14 protein-coding genes are annotated in these 16784 nt (G+C 69.6%); 9 read left to right on the plus strand and 5 right to left on the minus strand.

Annotated elements, in window-relative coordinates:
* The first annotated feature begins 336 nt into the window (after positions 1-336).
* Both HUA75_RS18735 and HUA75_RS18740 read left to right on the plus strand, forming a co-directional pair.
* Positions 337-3903 (plus strand): hypothetical protein, encoded by a 3567-nt coding sequence (locus tag HUA75_RS18735; protein WP_254627637.1) that lies wholly within the window; start codon positions 337-339, stop codon positions 3901-3903.
* 63 nt (positions 3904-3966) lie between these two features.
* A complete protein-coding gene (locus tag HUA75_RS18740; RefSeq protein WP_254627638.1) occupies positions 3967-4788 on the plus strand; it encodes a phytanoyl-CoA dioxygenase family protein in 822 nt (273 codons plus the stop codon).
* Positions 4789-5052: 264 nt separating this feature from the next.
* Here the strand turns inward: HUA75_RS18740 and HUA75_RS18745 are convergent, their stop codons facing one another.
* The gene (locus HUA75_RS18745; protein ID WP_141640887.1) at positions 5053-5754 is read right to left on the minus strand and encodes a sigma-70 family RNA polymerase sigma factor; all 702 of its coding nucleotides are present in this window, start codon (positions 5752-5754) and stop codon (positions 5053-5055) included.
* A gap of 31 nt (positions 5755-5785) precedes the next feature.
* Between HUA75_RS18745 and HUA75_RS18750 the strand changes: the two genes are divergently transcribed.
* Positions 5786-8755 (plus strand): tetratricopeptide repeat protein, encoded by a 2970-nt coding sequence (locus tag HUA75_RS18750; protein WP_174487192.1) that lies wholly within the window; start codon positions 5786-5788, stop codon positions 8753-8755.
* Positions 8739-9311, plus strand: coding sequence for a GNAT family N-acetyltransferase (locus HUA75_RS18755; RefSeq protein ID WP_174462264.1), 573 nt, complete (start codon positions 8739-8741; stop codon positions 9309-9311). The genes HUA75_RS18750 and HUA75_RS18755 overlap by 17 nt, the downstream gene beginning before the upstream one ends.
* Positions 9312-9375: 64 nt before the next feature.
* Here HUA75_RS18755 and HUA75_RS18760 read toward each other — a convergent pair whose 3' ends face one another.
* From HUA75_RS18760 to HUA75_RS18770, 3 genes are all read right to left on the minus strand, one after another.
* Positions 9376-9774 carry a four-helix bundle copper-binding protein gene (locus tag HUA75_RS18760; RefSeq protein WP_217440161.1) on the minus strand — a complete coding sequence of 133 codons (399 nt, stop codon included), beginning with the start codon at positions 9772-9774 and terminating at the stop codon, positions 9376-9378.
* Positions 9775-9951: 177 nt separating this feature from the next.
* On the minus strand, positions 9952-10302 hold the full coding sequence (locus HUA75_RS18765) for a hypothetical protein (RefSeq protein WP_174455092.1): 351 nt from the start codon (positions 10300-10302) through the stop codon (positions 9952-9954).
* Positions 10303-10579: 277 nt separating this feature from the next.
* Entirely contained in the window at positions 10580-11101 is a 522-nt protein-coding gene (locus HUA75_RS18770) for a hypothetical protein (protein WP_174455091.1), read from the minus strand.
* A 161-nt stretch (positions 11102-11262) separates the two neighbouring features.
* Between HUA75_RS18770 and HUA75_RS18775 the strand changes: the two genes are divergently transcribed.
* Positions 11263-12594 (plus strand): DUF4105 domain-containing protein, encoded by a 1332-nt coding sequence (locus HUA75_RS18775; RefSeq protein WP_174487193.1) that lies wholly within the window; start codon positions 11263-11265, stop codon positions 12592-12594.
* On the opposite strand, the gene HUA75_RS18780 is transcribed toward HUA75_RS18775, so the two are convergent.
* Positions 12506-13810, minus strand: coding sequence for a sensor histidine kinase KdpD (locus HUA75_RS18780; protein ID WP_174487194.1), 1305 nt, complete (start codon positions 13808-13810; stop codon positions 12506-12508). The genes HUA75_RS18775 and HUA75_RS18780 overlap by 89 nt on opposite strands.
* On the opposite strand from HUA75_RS18780, the gene HUA75_RS18785 reads away from it, so the two are divergent.
* From HUA75_RS18785 to HUA75_RS18800, 4 genes are all read left to right on the plus strand, one after another.
* Entirely contained in the window at positions 13809-14357 is a 549-nt protein-coding gene (locus tag HUA75_RS18785; protein WP_246136963.1) for a response regulator, read from the plus strand. The two genes, HUA75_RS18780 and HUA75_RS18785, sit on opposite strands and share 2 nt — an antisense overlap.
* Before the next feature lie 655 nt (positions 14358-15012).
* Positions 15013-15744, plus strand: coding sequence for a beta-ketoacyl synthase chain length factor (locus tag HUA75_RS18790; protein WP_217446146.1), 732 nt, complete (start codon positions 15013-15015; stop codon positions 15742-15744).
* On the plus strand, positions 15737-16516 hold the full coding sequence (locus tag HUA75_RS18795; protein WP_141640878.1) for a 1-acyl-sn-glycerol-3-phosphate acyltransferase: 780 nt from the start codon (positions 15737-15739) through the stop codon (positions 16514-16516). Before HUA75_RS18790 ends, HUA75_RS18795 begins: the two co-directional genes overlap by 8 nt.
* Positions 16503-16763, plus strand: a complete 261-nt coding sequence (locus tag HUA75_RS18800) for a phosphopantetheine-binding protein (RefSeq protein WP_141640877.1) — start codon at positions 16503-16505, stop codon at positions 16761-16763. Before HUA75_RS18795 ends, HUA75_RS18800 begins: the two co-directional genes overlap by 14 nt.
* Positions 16764-16784 lie beyond the last annotated feature (21 nt).

Raw genomic sequence — 16784 nt, forward strand, 5'->3', positions numbered from 1 at the left:
AATTCGCACGGCTCCAAACATGCTTCTCTCTCCTGGAAGGGACATCGACTGAGGTAGCCGAGAGAGATACGGAGCCCTGGCAAATCCTGGTCGTCGCTGGCTGTGCATTCCCGAGAAGGCAGTGCAGCGCACTGCACGATTCTCATACAAGTGGATTCACAGATGCACGCCAGCACAGGGCCCGCTTCGCCCCAGCGGCTCCACGCCGAGAGCAAGCGCCGAGTCCTGCCTCCGCGTCCTGGGCAGCCAGGCTGCGCGGACAGGGGCCGTCGCTCATTCCACTCCCCGCCGGGAGGGGTTGTCAGGCCCGGGAACGTCGGCCAGTCTCCCGCGTCCATGCACGAGACTCGCCTCACCGAGCTGCGCGCCGAGTTGTCCGCGACCCACCACGATGCTCGCGTCACCAGGATGGTGGAGTTGGGCCGCCTCGCGCCGACGAACCCCGAGGTCCGAGAGGTCCTTGGGCACTTGTCCCAGGGCGATGCCCATGACCGGCAGCTCGCGCTGTTCGCCCAGTACAGCTGGCGCGATGGGCGGCAGGTGCTCTCCGCCACCACCGACGTGTCCGCTCGCGTCCGGTCCCTGGCCTACCATCTGGTGCCCCTGGCCTGTGACGACACGCAGGCGCTGGAGGCGCTGAAGATGGCGCGCATCGTTCGCCGGCAGGATGGACTCCTCCGAGGGCTCGTGCGGACCGAGCGGAGGGGCGTCATCGATGCGTATCTCGACGGGCTGGCCTCCTGTGCGGACGTGCCTGACTTCGCTGACGCCGTCCCCTGGGCCACCCCGGAGGGAATCCGCCGCCACCTTCCCCGAGCCCTCACGCGCCCCAGCATGCGCTTCTGGAACCGGTTGGCGCACGACGCCCCCGGCATCCTCGCGGAGGTGCTCTCCGCGCGACTGAAGGCGGTGACGGGCGAGCCCGACCCCGTGACGCGGATGTACCTCCGGGCGTACCTGCCTCGCATCGCCGATCAGGCCCCCGACGCAGCCCTGGAAGTGTTCGAGCTGCTGCTCTCCCGCCACATCCACCCCGACACCTATGACTGGCATTGCCTGGTGCTTCATCGGCCCGAGGCCGCCGTGGCGCTGCTCCAGCGGCATGAGCACGCCCCTGTCTTCGAGAAGCAGTTCGCCCGCGCCGCGCCGCGATTGAGCGAGGAGGCGCTCGTGTGGCTCGTTCGCCGCGCGCCCATCACGCTGGGGGACGCCAGGACCTTGCTGCCCCGGCTCTCCGAATCCGCCCGTCGCGCCGTGGTCGAGGCGTGGTGCGCGGCCGTGGATGTGGCTCCGGACTGGGGCGCGCAGTTGCTCCGCTCCATCCCCGACACGCACGAGCGAGACCGCGTCCACGCGCGCTGGAGCGTGGCCGCGAGGAATCCGGAGGGCATCATCCCTCCTGCCACGCTGACCGCGCTGCCCAACGATTTGCGTGAGCGCGAGGCGCGCCGACACCTCCACGAGGTCGTCGCCCTGGGCACCCGCCCCCTGCCGCGCATGGAGTACGCGCGGCTGCTCTCGTGGGACGAGGCAGAAGCGGTCCTCAAGTCCCATCTGGGCCACCCGGAGGGCAACATCCGCGGCGAGGCGCTGGCTTCGCTGCTGGCCATCCCCGGGTTGCGCGCCGACGAGCCGGCCCTGGTGGACCGCGCCCTGCCCCTGGTCCTGGCACGCAAGAACGAGCAGGACCCCGTGCGCATGGCGATGCTGGGTGCGCTCGTGCTGTGGCCCCGCCGTGTGTGGCGCGCGGAGCACACCGAGGCCGTGGGACGGATACTGCGCGACGCGCTGGATGCGGCGGACCTGTCCCATCGGACCGCGGTGCTCGCGGAGACGCTGCTGCTGCGCACCTTCGCCCGGGCTCCCGCTTGGGGCGCGACGTGGTTGGCCACCCTGCTCAAGGAGCGCGGCCAGCTCTTCAACACGCGCCTGGGCGAGTTCCTCACGGATGACGAGGTGCGCACCGCCGCGCCCCACCTCCTGGGCATCGCCCGGGGCTGGGCTCAGCGAGAGCGTGGGGGGCCGCTGCTGGCACTGGTGAGCAGCCTGGGCGAGCGTGTGAGCCTGGTGCCGGGCCTGTCTGAGCTCGCCGCGTCCATTCGCGACGAGACGCCCTGGTCCTTGTTGGCGCTGGGGCTGGCCCAGTGGCAGTCCAAGTACGACCGGGCGGGCTTCGAGTCCACCGTGGGCGCCGTGGTCCGGCGCTTCCACGACCGGGGTTGGTTCTCCGAAATCATCGCGCTGGCCCACGCGGAGGAGGAGGCGCGGCCGCTGCACCCCGAGCTCGTCTCCGCACTGGAGCGTGTGGCGCTCCACATGGGGAAGGAGGCGCACTCCGCCTTGACGGTGCTCCGCTCCAGGGCGTGGAAGGCCTTTGACGGGTTGCTGCCTCGGCTGCTGCGGTCTGATGCCAGCGTCATCTGCTTCCCCGTCGTTCACACGTACCTGCACCGCCGCAGGCAGGAGCTGCTGACGCCCTACCTGAGCGCGCCCGTCATCACGGGCCGCTTCGCGACGGCGAAGACCGGCTGGCTGCTGGCGTTCAACGCCAACGGCTTCCATCGGTGGACGTCGGAGCAGAGCGCCCTGTACTCGAACGCGGTGGGGCGGCTGGTCGAGGACCCGGAGCGCGACACGCCGACGTTGCTCTGGGGCGTCGCGACGCTCGCGGCGGTGGATTGGGCGCCGATGGAGGGGCTGTGCGCGCTGGTGGATGACGCGCGGCTCGCGGTGCGCGACAAGGCCATCCAGGTCCTGTCGCGGTGCGACCAGGGCCAGGGGGTGCCGACGCTGCTGCGCTGCCTGGAGGATGCCCGCGCGCGCGTCGCCATCTACGGACTGCGACGTGCTTTCAACGGCATGCCTCCCGGGCCTGTGCTGTCGCTGTTGGCCAGCGTCCCGCTCACCAAGGTCACCGTCGCCAAGGAGGTGGTGCGCCTGCTGGGGGAGCTGCGCGCGGACGCCGCCTACGAGCGACTCCTTGAGTTGGATGGAATGCGCCTGCATCGGGATGTGCGCATCGCCATGCTGCGCGCACTCTGGGACCACCTGGAGCGCGAGCCCACCTGGACTGTCTTCGCCCGTGCGGTGGAGGACGCCGACTGGGTCATGGCCGCGCGCCTGGGCGACGTTCCCGCGGACCGGCTCACCGAGGACTCCGACCGCAAGCTGTCCGCGCTGCTCGGACGGGTGCTGGCACGGCCCGAGCCGGAGGCGCGCATTGAACTGCTCCAGCGCGCGGCGTGGCTCGGCGTGAAGGATGTCGAGCGGACCTTCCTCTCCGCCTGTGGGGCTCGGCTGGCGTCGCCCTACGATGACGAGGGGGGCGCGGCCATGCGGGCCGTACTCCATCGCTCCAATGAGCATGACCTGGAGCGATTGGAGGGCATGTTGGAAGCAGTGGCCCCGGACCGGCGCGCGTTGACCGTGGCGCTGGAACAGCTCCTGCGCCTCGACGTGAAGTCCCGCGCCAGCTACGTGCTGGCGGCGCGCGCGGCCCAGCAGGTTCTCTCCCAGGACAGCCGCCTGGCGCCGCTGCGTGTGCGGTGCGCCACGGCGGCGCTGGCGCCTCGGGAGCTGGCGGAGCGACTGGTCCACATGGGCGAGGCGGGCCACCTGCATGCGGATGCGCTGGAGGCGTGCCGTACCTCGGTGAACACGTTGCCCGTGGGCGACCTGGAAGCCGTGGAGGCCCGACTCACCATGAGCGGGAGCGCGGAGGCACGGCGCGTGGCGGTGTGGTGCCTGGTGCGCGACTCGGCGCCGGGGCGTGGATGGACGCCGGAGCGCCTGGGCCGGTTGAAGCGGCTCCAGCAGGACGCGTCGCCGCTGGTCTCCGGTGCCGCACAGGCCATCTTTCCGCCTCGCGAGCAGGTGTCGCCGGCCGTGGCGCCCTCCGCGTAGGACCGCTCACCCTGGGCGGTCTGTCCTTCATCCATCGATAGGCATTGAGCCGAGGACGATTCCATGACCCCTCCCCACCCTGCCCCCATGTCTGTTCTGAGCGATGCCCAGGTCCAACAGTTCATCGAGGAAGGCTTCGTCCGGCTCGATGACGCATTTCCCAGACAGGTCGCGGACGCCGCGCGCGACATCCTCTGGCGCGATACGGGCTGCTCCCCGGAGGACCCATCCACCTGGACACGTCCCGTCATCCGGCTCGGTGAATACATCCAGGAGCCCTTCCGACAAGCAGCCAACACTCCACGCTTGAGGGCCGCGTACGACCAGCTCGTCGGTCCGGGGCGATGGGCTCCCCGGATGAGCCTGGGCAGCTTTCCCGTCCGCTTCCCCAGCGCCGAGAATCCCGGCGACGACGGTTGGCACGTCGACACCAGCTTCCCGCCTCCGGATGGAGGAACGGGCTCCTTCTTCGAGTGGCGCGCCAATGTCGCCTCCCAGGGGCGCGCGTTGCTGATGCTGTTCCTGTTCTCCGACGTCGGAGAGCACGACGCCCCCACGCGCATCCGCGTCGGCTCTCACCGGGACATCGCGAGACTCCTCGCCCCGGAAGGCGCCGCGGGACTGAGCTTCATGGAGATCGCGAGCAGGCTCGACACCACCACCCACTGTCCTGAAGCGCTGGCCACCGGTGACGCGGGAACCGTCTACCTGTGCCACCCCTTCATCGTGCACGCGGCGCAGCCCCACCGGGGTACCCGGCCACGCTTCATGGCCCAGCCTCCGCTGTTCCCCTCGGGGCCCAGGACGCTCGAAAGCAACGACGGTGACGAGTTTCCCGTCACGCGGGCGATTCGCCGGGCACTCGGCGCGACACCCGCGCCCTGACGAACCGTCCGCCGCGTTCGAACATGGAGCGTGGAGCCGCCCCCCGCGGGTCGGCTCCACGCTCCCGTCGAATCCCAACCGCAACGGTCATCCCGCCCCGGACCCGCACCGCGTGGGGTGTGAGGAAGCAAGGCACGCTCCGGGGTGCATCTCCTGGAAGACACGCCCCGCGAACAGGTGGCGCATTTCTCGCGAGAGAATCTCCACCCGCGCCACAACCCCCTGGTTTCCCAGCGCTTTCGCCCGCGAGTCCCCTGAAGGGATTCAGGTGGGCGTCGCGTCTCGCATGACGCTGCGGATGCTCAGGTCCAATTGGCTCTGGAGCACGCGAAGCAGGCTGCTGAGCCCCTGGGTGTCCTCACCCAGTCGGGCGGCGAGGCGCTGGCGCACATCATCACGCAGCCGCTCCCGCGACTGCGCCAGCCACCGCTTCACCGTGGACCGGTCCACCTGATACGCGCGGGCAATCTGCGCCGTCCCCAACCCCTCCACCAGATGCAGGCGCAGGAGCGTCCGTGAGCGCGGCTCCAGCGCCTTGAGCGCCTCCTGGAACGCCGCCGCGAAGTCCTCGCGATAGTGCTCCTGGATGAACCGCCGGTCCGCGTCCACCTCCGGCTCGCTCGTTTCCGCGAGCTTGGAGTCGTCCAGGTCGAACGAAATCCGCCGCTCCCGCATCAGGTTGAGCGCGGTGCGCAGCGCCGCGACACGGAGCCACGCCAAGAGAGTGCCCTCTCCCTCGTAATCCGCGATTCGCGGAGCGCGATCCCCGCTGGGAAGAAAAAGCTTCACGCGCAGCACCTGGAGCGCCTCGTCCACCACCGAGACTTCCATTCCTCGGTGCAGCAACGCTTTTCGGAGCTGCGGGACGTAGCGGGCCTCGAACTCCGCAAGGGCCTGCGCATCACCGCGAGCGCAGGCTCGCGCGAAAGACACGTCTACTTCATGGTCGGTGCCATTCATCGTCATGACCGCCCACGTCGGTTATCGTCCTCGCGTCATGGAATGCCTCGAGACGCGACGACTCTTCGCCTTCGCACAGGGTGAACTGGACGCAGAAGCCGCGCACCAGGTGGAGCAGCATCTTGATTCCTGCGCCTCCTGTCGAGCACTCGTAGGGGAGGCGGCCCGCACGGAGGACGGGGAAGCAGGCTCGTCCACGCCGTCCCCTTCCTCGTCGGTCCCCCCGCTCTCCTGGCTCGAGCGCGGCGCGCTGCTGGGCCGCTACGTGGTGCTCGAGCGCATCGGAGCGGGCGGCATGGGCGTCGTCCACGCCGCATATGACCCGGAGCTGGACCGTCGCGTCGCGCTCAAGCTGATCCGCATCGACTCGACGACCCCCGCCCACCTGGAGCGCGCGCAGGCCCGACTGCTGCGCGAGGCCCAGGCCACCGCACGCGTCATCCACCCCAACGTCATCACCATCCACGACGTGGGCCGCTTCGGAGAGCACGTCTTCCTCGCCATGGAGCTGGTGGACGGCACCACCCTGCGCTCGCACATCCGCGCTCACAAGGGACGCAATGACTGGCGCGAGACACTGAGCCTCTTCATCCAGGCGGGACGCGGTCTCGCCGCCGCGCATGCCCAGGGGCTGGTCCACCGCGACTTCAAGCCAGACAACGTGCTCGTCGGCAAGGACGGCCGCGTACGCATCACCGACTTCGGACTGGCGCGCATCGTCGAGGGCATCGACGACACGCCCACGCCCCCGGGCTCCTCGTCTCCCGTTCCCCTGCGCTCCGAGTGGCACACCCGCTCGGACATGGTGCTGGGAACTCCCGCGTACATGGCTCCCGAGCAGAAGCGCGGCGAGCCCTCCGATGCGCGCAGCGACCAATACAGCTTCTGCGTCGCGCTCCATGAAGCGCTCTACGGCAAGCGGCCTTTCGCCACGCCCGCCGCGGTGGTGAACGCCACGCCGGAGGCCCCCCTTCCCGAGCCAGTGCCGCGCCCGCCGCAGGGTTCGGATGTTCCCGCCTGGGTGCATCAGGTGATTCTCCAGGGACTCTCCGCGTCACCCGACGCGCGCCACGACTCCATGGAGGCGCTGCTGCGCAGGCTCGGCCATGCCCCGGGAGAAAAATGGCGGCGCGCGGTGCTCGCGGCGAGCGCGGGCCTGTTGCTCCTCGCCGGGGGCGCGGCCCTTCACCGCTCCACCTCCGGAGACCCCTGCGCGGGCAGTGAGCAGTCCCTCATCGGCATCTGGGACGCCTCCCGCAAGGCCACCGTCCAGACCGTCTTCAAGAGCAGCCCCCTCCCCTACGCCGCCGGAGCCTGGACCGAGGTGGAGCGCACCCTGGACGGCTTCGCGCGCAACTGGGTGGCGGCGAGTCACGAGGCCTGCGTCGCCACGCGAGTGAAGGGCCAGCAGACCGAACGCCTGCTCGAACGGCGCGTCATCTGTCTGGACCAGCGACTCAAGGACCTGGGCGCCGTGGTGGACACGCTCGCGACCGCGGACACGCAGGTCATCCAGAACTCGCCGCGCATGGCGCACGGCCTGGAGAACCTCTCGGTCTGCGCGAACCTCTCCGCGCTCGCCGCACCGGAGCCTCCGCCCACCGACGAGTCGAGCCAGAAACACATGGAGGCCGTGCGCGCCCAGCGCGCGCAGGTCCGCGCGAAGCTCACCGCGGGCCAGCTGGCCCCCGCCCTGGCGCTCGCGACCGAGGTGGCACGCGAGGCGCACGAGATTGGCTACGGGCCCCTGGAGGCCGAGGTCCTGGACCTCGTCGCCGAGTCCCAGGGAAAGAACCTCGCCTACCGCGACGCCATCAAGACCCTGCACCACGCCATCCAGGTCGCCACCGCGAGCCGCCATGACCGCCAGGCCGCCGAGTCCTGGGCGGGGATGATCCGGCTCATCAGCCTGGTGGGGCCCGAAGTGGACCCCGATGGCGTGGCCCCGGCCCATGCGGAAGCCGCCCTCAAGCGGCTGGGCGAAGACGCACGCATCGAGGCGATGTACTTCCGCAACCTCGCCAGCCTGCACCGCACCCGAGGCCGCCCCGCGGAGGCGCTGGCCGCGAGCGAGAAGGCGGTGGAGCTCGCCCGGAAGGTCTACACCGCGAACGAACCCGAGCTCGGGACGGCGCTGCTCACGATGAGCCACGCACTCCATGAGTTCAATCGCCACGCGGAGGGCCTGCGCTACCTGCTCGAGGCGGAGGCCATCTACCGGAAGACCTACGGCCCCAACCATCCCTATCTGGCGACCGTCCTGGGCAACCTCTCCGTGTTCAGCATCCGGGTCGGCGACTCCGAGAGCGCGCTGAAATACGCCAGGGAGTCCCTGGCCATCCACCAGGGCGCCTATGGCGAGGAGAGCGAGCCCGCCGCCAGCGTGCTTCACAACATCGGCGGCTTCCTGCTGGAGCTGGGGCGCACGGAGGAGAGCATCCAGCACTATCAGCGGGCGATTCGCATCCGCGAGAAGGTGATGGGCCCCGAGCATCCCGAGGTCGCCTCCTCCCTGTCGAGGCTCGGGACCGCGCTGGCCTCCCTGGGGCACTTCGAGGAGGCCCTGAAACATCACCAGCGCGCCTTGCTCATCAACGAGAAGAGCCTGGGCCCCCAACACTCCATGGTGGCGCTCGACCTGCTCGGCATCGGCGATGACTACCAGGGGCTCGGAGCCCCGAAGAAAGCGATTCCCTTCCTCGAGCGGTCGGTGACGGTCTACGAGAAACAGACGTCGACGAAGAACGACGACTTCCTCGCGGATGGCCGGTTCTCGCTCGCGCGTGCGCTCATGAGCACGTCCAACGGACTGGAGCGGGCCCGCCAGCTCGCCACCGCCGCGCAGGAATACAACCACCGCTTCCCCAAGCCCCGAGCGCGGCAGGTCAAGGAAGTCGAGCAGTGGCTGGCGGCCCATCGCGCGCCGGGCCCCCGCCAGGCTCCGAGCGAAGCCGAGACACGCGAACCCGGTCCCCATTATCCTCCGGCGCATGGCCAGCCCCTATGACGTGACACCGGTGCGCAGCCCCTCGGAGCTCGCGCGAATCCTGGACCTCCAGCGCAAGAACCTGCCCAAAGCCATCAGCGCGGACGAGATGCGCGCACAGGGATTCGTCACCGTGGAGCATGACGTGGCGGCCCTGGAGCGGATGCACGCCCTGGCCCCCAGCGTCATCGCGAGCCACGCGGGAGAGCTCGTGGCCTACGCGCTGACGATGCCCCGGGAGTGCCGCTCGCTGATGCCCGTGCTCGTCCCCATGTTCGACCTGCTGGACACGCTGGACTACCAGGGCCGTCCGCTGGGTGAGCAGCGCTTCTATGTCATGGGGCAGATCTGCATCGACAAGGCCCACCGGGGCGTGGGGCTGTTCGACCAGCTCTATGCCGGGCATCGCGAGCTGTACCGCGAGCGCTTCGACGTGCTGGTGACGGAGGTCGCGACCCGGAACACCCGCTCCCTGCGCGCCCACGAGCGCGTGGGGTTCAAGCCGCTGCACACCTACCGCGACGCGACGGACGAGTGGGCCATCGTCGCCTGGGACTGGAGCGAGCCCTCCGCGTAGTCCGCCGCTCCGGGCTCCGGCCGGCGCCCGACAGCGGCGCGGCCGGCCCGTGATGCACGCGACGTCAGGACATCTTCGCCATGCGTCGGCAGGACTCGACGCAGCGGCGACAGGACTCCGCGCAGGCCTTCATCACCGCGTCGTCCGCCATGCGCTCGCACGCGACGGCACACCGCTCGCAGACCTCCGCGCAGACAGCGCACGTCTGCGGATGCAGCGGCGAGGTGCGCAGCATGAAGTCCGCGCTCGTCTTGCACATCTGCACACAGTCCTCCAGCAGGCGGATGGTGTCCGCCGAGGCCATCTTCCCGCCCTTCTGGAGGCAGTACGTCATCGTCTGCAGGCACACGGCCGCGCAGGACATGCAGTTGCTGATGCAGGCGCGCATGTCATCCGTGAGTTGACTGTTCGCGCCGACGAGGAACGGCTGCATCTGGAACTTCTGGGATTCCACCTGAGCCATGCGACAACCTCCATGCGTTGGTTTCGCGTACAGGTGGGGAGCGACAGGGCGCTTCACAACGGCCGCGGGGGCTTCGCAGGGGCGAGCGGAGAGACAGGGCCTGGGCACCATGGCTGGCGACCAGACGTGCTCGCGGTGGCCAGCGCGGGCCTCCTACTCATGAGGAAGGGGGCGTGGCTAGAACCAGGCCGAGCACTGCCCGGAGCTGGTGTTGCAAAGCCGCAGGTGGAAGCGCGCGACGCCCGAGTAGCTCCCATTCCACGCGGCGTTGACGACCCACCCATCGGCGTAGAACTGGAGCTTGACGCCACTGCCGTGGCTGCTGGTGGACCACGTGCCCTTGTAGTAGCCGCCGCCCGTGGCCGTCCACGTCTTGCACACGCTCGCCTTCCTGCCGCCCGGCGCCGTCAACGTGGTGCAAGCCCTGGCGAGTTCGGCATCGGCGGACGCGTCCGGGGCGGCATCGGGGACCGGGTTCGACCCGGCCACACCCGCCGCGGCCAGAATGCCTGCGAGGACCTGAAACATGGCGTGACGCTCCTGCCCGCATGGGGCCGTGCAGCCGATGCCGGCTGATGAGAGCGGCCAAGCTGCCGTCGAGGCCTCGGAGCTGCAATGCACCCCGGAGGGACCCTCGCTACCTGATGCGAGACACGTCACCGCGGGCCCGCGACCCGCACGCGGCCCCGCACCTCGACGCGGACGCCGCGCCAGGGCGCGACGACGGAAAAACGCCGGCCCCCCGAAAGTCCTGGGGAGGTCCGGCGTCGCGCGCGGACAGGATGTTTTCCTGGTCCGGGTCGCGCTAGAGCGCGGTGGCCCAACGCGTGTCGTGGTCGCTCCAGAAGCGGTGCAGGTAATTGTCGGCCTGCTGGATGATGACGGCCTCCGTCCCGTCATCGAGGACGGCCGTCACGGTGATGGCGTTCATGTTCCAGTTGTCACCCGTCGCGAAGATGTCCGGCTGGCCGGAGGTGAACTGGATGCTGAACTCGACGAGGTTGGCGAGCAGCATGCCCGTGGGCGTCACCATCGTCACGGTGTGCGAGGTCCAGTCAGGCCAGCGCGCGCCGTTGTTCAGGTTGATGCTGGCCGTGAGCTGGTTGCCGGACAGCCCCACGTACTTGATCGCGGCCACCGCGTGGCTGGCATTGCGCAGGTCGTCTCCGCCCGTGGCGACGGTGATGCGGAGCCGGGTGACGGAACGGAGTCCATCGTCGGCGTGCGCCATTCCGGGCAGCAGGAACAGCACGGCGGCGGCAAGCATCGCCATCAGGCTCGAACCAAAGCGAGGCGTCATCGCAGTGGGGAAAAGGGCAGCGGTCATCGTCGTCTCCTCTAGGGGTGGGTCACACTCGTGGGCATGGCGCGGCCCCAGGGGCCACGTCGCTCACGAAGCGAAGCCAAGGTGCCGCGAAGCCAGGAACCTGCCCACTGCCAGATTTCTTGCCCTGCCTCGGATGACGGCGAAGTGGAACCCTCGCGAGCATGGGAAGACTCGCGACACTCCCCCTGCTCCTGGGGCTGCTCTGGAGCACACCGCTGCTCGCCGCGACAGCCAAGGACTTCGGCGCACAGCCGGAGGCGCTGCGCATCCAGGTGGTGACCTTCGGTCCCGGCACATACGTCCAGGAGCGCTTCGGACACAGCGCCCTCTGGGTCGAGGATACGAGGCTGGGTGAGGTCGCGCTCTACAGCTATGGCGTGACCTCCCATGGCCCCGCCGCCGAGGTGCGCTACCTCCTGGAGCGACCCACCTATTGGGCCGCCCGGCTCTCGGTGGAGCATTCGTTCTTCCTCTATCGCGCGCGGGGGCGCTCCATCTTCCTCCAGGAGCTGGACCTGTCCGTGGAGCAGCGACGCCGACTCCTCGCGCGCCTCGAACGCGATGTGAATCCCGAGACGCGCGAGTACGCGTATGACCCGCTGCGGGGAAACTGCGCGACGCGCCTGCGCGATGCATTGGACGACGCCCTGGGCGGAGCGCTGCACGCCCGACTCGCGAGCCCCGCCACGCTGACCCACCGCGAGCACCTCCGCCGCTACACCCGCGACACCCCGCTGTTCCAGTGGGCGCTGATGCTGTGGCTGAACGACGACGTGGACGCGCCGATGACCCGGTGGGAGGAGGCCGCCTTTCCCCTGGAGCTGGCCCGGGCACTCGCGGAGTTCTCCTTCATGAGCGAACAGGGCACTTCGACTCCGCTCGTGAGGCGAAGCCACGATGAGCACCTGACCAACACCATTCCTCCCCCGCTGGCCCCGGGCCCCACCTCTCTGACGCGGGGGCTCCTCGCCCTTCTCGTGGCGGGCGCGATGGTCCTGCTCGCGGTGCCCCGCGCGCATACGCACCGGCGCGCCTTCCAAATCACCTTCGGCCTGTACCACGCGTTCATCGGCGCGACGCTCGGCACGGCGGGCGCCATCGGCTTCGTCCTGATGCTCGGCTCCGAGCACCCCTACTTCGGCCTCAACGAGAACCAGTGGCTGGCCCATCCCCTCTCACTCGCGCTGCTCCCGCTCGGCCTGGGCATCGCCTGGGGGAACGAGCGCGCCGAGCGCCGGGCACGTCACTGCGTCGGCGTGCTCGCCCTCGGCTCCCTGCTGGCGGTGCTGCTCAAGGTATCGCCCACGTCACATCAGGACACGCTCGAGCCGATGACCGTCCTGCTCGCCGCGAACATCGGACTGGCGCTCGTCCACGTGAAGCGGTGGCGGGCCCCCCAGACGCTCACCCACCGGCGAGGAGCATCACTTCGACCCGGGCCCCACCCTCCGGGAGATTCGACGCGCGCAGCGACCCTCCACTCGCCTCGATGAGCCCGCCCACCAGCCGCATCCCCAGGCCCGAGCCCTCCGACTTCGTCGTGCCTCCCGTGAGACGCGCCCCGTCCAGCAACCCCGCCCGGAAGCCCGGCCCGTCATCACTCACCCGCAGGAGGATGTTCCGCGTGCCGCCCTCCGGCTCGACGCTCACCTGGACGGTGCCGGCGCCACGTTGCCCATCCCCTTCACACGCATTCACGAGCAGGTTCGTCACCACGTGCGCCAGCCCCCGCTCGCCGCCCACCACCCAGACGCGCGGCCCCTGTCCCTCCGGTGCCCCGGGCCCGAGCAGGATTCGCACATGCGAGTAGCGCGTCTGGACCACGGCGGCCGCGTTGCGCAGGGTGGCGGAGACCTCGACGGGGGTCGCCTCGTCAATCATCGCCAGCTCGCCCAGGGCGCGTGACTTCACGCTCTCCACGAACTCCCACAGCTCGCGCAGGTCCGACGCCAGCCCCTGCACATGCCGCGAGCACGAGGCGCCTCCCGGGTCTCTCAGGAGCAGGTCCGCGCGAAGCCGCGCCGCCGACAGGAGCGTCCGCGCATCGTGGTGCTCGCGCAGGATGACGCTCAGGTTCGTGCGCGCCCGGCGAATCCTCACCCCTTCCGCACCGGACTTGAGGACCATCCGGCGCGCCACGCCACACGCGACCGCGGCCACGCTCCCCGCGCTGCCGACGAAGATGACGAGCAGCGCGACCTCCGAAACGCCATACGTCAGTTGACTGGCATTGAACCGGAAGTCGAGGGCGACGAGTCCCCCCAGGAGCAGCAGGTTCGCGCCGGTCCCCACCCAGGCGACACGAGGTGACAATCGCAACGCGGTGATGAAGACCACCGCGATGACGGCGGAGGGGTCCGGCATCCGCAACAGGCCGGTGTAGCTATCGCCATGCCACAACAACGTGGACAGGAGCGTGCCCTGGGCGACGACGGCATCCAGGAGCGCGGAGGCCACCAGCAGCCTCGGACCGAACAGTCGCCGCCGTCCCGCCCAGAACGCGACGACCGACAGCGTCATGCCCGAAATCAACAAGGCCAGCTCCAGCACCGCGGCCGGCCAGCCCCCATCCGCGGCCACGCCTCCCAACGCCAGGAAGCGCGCCATGACCAGCGCGCAGAAGACGATGCGCACCGCGCTCACCAGCACCTCGCCATCGTTGGACGCATCGGTGAGGACCTTGCGTGTTATGCTTTCCTGTATGGCCATGGTCCAACACCTCCTGCTGATAGAGGACTCGGTCAGCCTGGCGCGCGTGCTCGAAGACGTCCTGCAATCCCGCGCTGAACGAATCACGCACGTCACCACCCTCGCCGCCGCGCGCGAGGTGCTGCGAACCCAACCTCCCGACGCGGTGCTCCTGGACGTCAGCCTTCCGGACGGCACCAGCGACTCCCTGCTGGATGACCTGCTCGCGGTGGAGCCCCTGCCGTATGTCATTGCCATCAGCGGCAGCGCGACGGCCGAGCAGGCCTTCCGACTGGCCGCCAGTGGCGTGCGCGCCTTCGTCCCCAAGCCGCTGGACCTCGCGCGGCTGGAAGCCGTGTGGACCCAGACGCTGTCAGGCCCTCCGGAGCTGGGCCCCGCGTTGAGGGCGAGCGCCGGCAAGGTGCCGCTGCATCACTTCGAGAGCCTGGTCCGCGACACCCTCGTGGACGAGGCCCTGGCCAAATCCGGAGGCAGCGTGCGCGGCGCCGCGAAGCTGCTCCAGATTTCCCGCCAGCTCCTCCAACACATTCTCAACGCCCGGGATTGAGTCGGGCCTCCTCGCGGCTACCTCCGGTCCGGCGTTCCGGCGAATCACCTGCGCTCCCTGGGACGAACGGCTCCCGCCCACAATCTTCAAGCGGCGTACCAGGGACGCGACGCGGCGTTCTCCCCCACGAGCGGCCTCGCGAATCACTCCCGCGCGAGCACCCACGCGTGGCCCCGAGGACAACCCGTTGGCCCAGTCCGTTGCCTCACGGGCCACAACCGCCATCGCGATTCCATCCTGGCGGAAGCGATGAGCCCCCACGAAGCACCTGTCCGGAGATCCACCATCAGCACCCGGGTAGGAACCGAACCGGGGGGAATCCGCGAGAGGCCAATCCCACCCCCTACCACCCAGCGTCGCGGAACCCTGGCACTCCGCATACGCCACGTGCGAATGAGCGCTGCGTTCCGGGTGGAATCGCGGGCGTCACGGCTCCGAATCCCAGCGCCGCGCGGCTTCTTCCCCTCCGGCCATGCGAGCGCGGCCGCCGCCCCACCCCTCTCGGCCCGGTGCGGGCGCGGCGTAGCATGGCCGAGTGAATACGGAGGCCCCTTGGCTCGTCCTCCGAGGCAATCCTCATTGGAGCCAATTGTCTCGTATATGATGCTTTGGTAGAGGACCGCCGCACGCAGCATCCGCCTTTTTCCCTGCCATCATGGTTTTTTCCGTCCACCACTGGGCCGCGTGGGCTCCCGGGCTTGTCGGGCAAGACGCCTGGCGGTCCTGGCTCTCACAGCCGCATCCGCTTCCGGCCGAGGGCACCCCGCCCTTGACCGAGATGCCGGCGATGATGCGCCGTCGGGTGGACCGGCTGGGTCGCATCGCGCTGCAGGCGGCCTATTCGTGCCAGGCGGACGCGCCTCCGTGTCCCATGGTGTTCGCGTCGCGCTACGGGGACATGGGCCGCTCCGTGGAGCTGCTGGAGCAGTTGGCCCAGGCCACCCCGCTGTCGCCCACGTCCTTCAGCCTGTCGGTGCACAACGCCATTGGCGCGCTGTACTCCATCGCCCGGGGGGACCTGACGGCGCAGAGCGCGGTGGCCGCGGGCGCGGAGACGGTGGAGGCGGCCTTCGTGGAGGCGTGCGGCCTCTTGTCCGAGGGCTCCCCCGAGGTCCTCGTCGTCGTCTATGACGAGCCCCGCCCCGCCCCCTTCGCGCACTTCCCCGAGCAGGTGGCGCTCCCGCATGCCTGGGCCTGCAGCCTCCGGGCGGCCGGAGAAGGCCCCACCTACCAGCTCACCTGCGGCGCCTCGGAGGGCGCACCGGAGCGGACGTCCGTGGACCCGCTGCCGGAGGAGCTCTCCGTGCTGCGCTTCCTCGTCTCCGGCGAGGCGCGCTTCGAGCACCACACGGGCTCCCGACTCTGGCGGTGGCACCGCGATGCTTGAGCGATTGGAGCGCGGCTGGCGGGTGATCGCCACGGGCATCTCCTTCGCCACCTTCGGCGTGGGGGGGCTGGCGCTGCGCCTGCTGTTCTTCCCCCTGCTGTCGCTCCTGGTCCGCGACAGGCCGCGCCGCACCCGGCTGGCGCGGCTGGCGGTGCACCACTCGTTCCGCTTCTTCGTCGGGCTGATGCACTTTTTGGGGTGCCTGGACTACCGCGTCGAGGGCGTGGAGAAGCTGGCGCGCCCCGGGCTGCTCATCCTCGCCAACCACCCGACGCTCATCGACGTCGTGTTCCTCATCTCGCTGGTGCCCAACGCGGACTGCGTGGTCAAGGCGAGCCTGGCGAACAACCCCTTCATGCGCGGCCCCATCGAGGCCACTGGCTACCTCTGCAATGACTCCGGCCCGGAGCTCGTAGAGGCCTGCATCGCGTCCGTGAAGGCGGGCAACAACCTCATCATCTTCCCGGAGGGCACCCGCACGCCCTTGTCCGGCCCCATGAAGCTGCAGCGCGGGGCGGCCAACATCGCGGTGCGAGGCCCGTGCGACATCACCCCGGTCACCATCCAGGTGGCGCCCATGGCGCTCACCAAGGGGATGCCGTGGTGGCGCGTGGCCCCCACCCGGATGAAGTTCAACATCGTGGTTCAAGACGACATTCGCGTGTCGTCGCTGGTCGAAGAGGCGCACGGAGAGGCCCTCGCGGCCCGCCATCTCACCGAGAGATTGCACGACTACTTCTCCACGGAGACACAACGCCATGCAGGCGCTTGAGCAGGAAATCAAGAAGCTGGTCATCGAGACGCTGAACCTCGAGGACCTCAAGCCGGAGGATATAGACCCGGCGGCGCCGCTGTTCGTCGAGGGGCTGGGGCTCGATTCCATCGATGCCCTGGAACTCGGCCTGGCGCTCCAGAAGGCCTATGGGGTAGCGCTGGCGAGCGACTCCAAGGAGAACCGCCGTCACTTCGCCAGCGTGCGCGCCCTCGCGGATTTCGTGAGCGCCCACCGCAAGTCCTGAGGACCCGCACCACCCATTCGA

The organism is Myxococcus sp. CA040A (genome assembly GCF_013336725.1).
In the GTDB taxonomy this organism is placed as follows: Bacteria; Myxococcota; Myxococcia; order Myxococcales; family Myxococcaceae; genus Myxococcus; species Myxococcus llanfairpwllgwyngyllgogerychwyrndrobwllllantysiliogogogochensis.